Annotated in this window: 2 protein-coding genes; both read left to right on the top strand. The window is 69.7% G+C overall.

Features of this window, described 5'->3' with window-relative positions; genetic code table 11:
• Positions 1–31 precede the first annotated feature (31 nt).
• Complete coding sequence (def, locus tag LQV45_RS31845) at positions 32–604, top strand: peptide deformylase (RefSeq protein WP_230011447.1); 573 nt, start codon at positions 32–34, stop codon at positions 602–604.
• Positions 601–1,480: methionyl-tRNA formyltransferase (gene fmt / locus LQV45_RS31840; RefSeq protein WP_230011445.1), on the top strand; the 880-nt coding region annotated here is incomplete at its 3' end. The genes def and fmt, both read left to right, overlap by 4 nt.

The following is a 1,480-nucleotide window of genomic DNA, read 5'->3' as shown; positions in this document are numbered from 1 at the left end:
CCTAGCCGCCCACCGTGAGGACAGACTGCACATGGCCATTTTGAATATCCGCATCATCGGAGATCCTGTGCTGCGCACAGTCGCCGATCCCGTGACGGAATTCGGGCCTGAACTGGCAAAGCTCGTCGCCGACATGACCGAAACCATGGAGGATGTCGAGGGCGCCGGCCTGGCCGCGCCCCAGGTCGGTGTGAGCCTGCGCGTCTTCACCTACCGGATCGGCGGCGTCGAGGGTCACATCGTCAACCCCGTGCTGGAAAACAGCGAGGACTTCCAGCCGGACCAGGTCGAGGGATGCCTGTCCATCCCGGGCCTGGGCTTCCCCGTCCGCCGGTACCGCCAAACCCGGGTGACCGGCGTGGACCTGCACGGCAACCCCGTCACCGTGGAGGGCGAAGACATGCTGGCGCGCTGCTTCCAGCACGAGACCGACCACCTGGACGGCATTCTCTACACCGACCGGCTCGAGGGCGAAGACCGTAAGGCCGCCCTGCGCGCCATCCGCAATGCCAACTACGACGCCATCACGGAACAGACAACCACCAAGCGCGCGAAGAGCGTCGGGACGAGCTTTGGCGGGTCCAGCTTCGGAATCACCCCGTGAGGGTTCTCTTCGCCGGGACCCCCGCTGTCGCGGTGCCGTCGCTCGACGCCCTTGTTGCCGCCGGGTTCGACGTCGTCGCTGTCCTCACCCGCCCGGACGCACCGCTGGGACGCAAACGCGTCCTGACGCCGTCGCCCGTGGCCGCCAGGGCCGCCGAGCTCGGCATTGAGATCATCCACGCCGCCAAAGTCGATGCCGGGGTCACCGCCCGCATTGCCGCCGCAGCACCGGACGTCGCGGCGATCGTGGCCTATGGCGGGCTGATTCCCCCTGCGGCTCTCGCTGTCCCCCGCCACGGCTGGGTGAACCTGCACTTCTCCCTGCTGCCGGCCTGGCGCGGCGCAGCTCCCGTGCAGCGCGCCGTCATCGCCGGCGACGACGTCACGGGTGCCGTCACCTTCCGCCTGGAGGAGGGGCTGGACACCGGTCCGGTCTTCGGGACCCTCACCGAGACCGTGCACCCCGCCGACACCGCCGGGGCCCTGCTCGAACGCCTCTCCCACAGCGGCGCGGTCCTGCTGGCCCAAACGCTGTCCGCCATCGACGCCGGCAAGGCCGTCGCGCTCCCGCAGCAGGGCGACGTCAGCCTGGCACCGAAACTCAGTCTCGAAGACGGCCGGCTCGACTGGCAGCAGCCCGCCCTGGCGATCGGCCGCCGTGCCCGCGGCGTCACGCCGGAGCCGGGCGCCTGGACCCTGCTGGAGGGCCAGCGGATCAAACTGGAGCCAGTGCTGCCGGCAGCGGACTCGGCGGCGCTCCGGCCCGGACAGCTGGCATTGGACGGAAAACGGGTTCTCGTCGGTACGGGATCGCACCCGGTGGAATTGACGCGGGTGCAACCCGCGGGCAAGAAAATGATGGCCGCCGCTGATTGGG

Source organism: Microbacterium sp. Bi128, from assembly GCF_918698205.1.
The sequence above is the reverse complement of the archived record's forward strand: the minus strand, read 5'-3'. Positions and strand labels throughout refer to the sequence as shown.

Excerpts from the sequence above, each read along its gene's own strand:
- def (WP_230011447.1), top strand. The coding sequence starts at position 32 with ATGGCCATTTTGAATATCCGCATCATCGGAGATCCTGTGCTGCGCACA.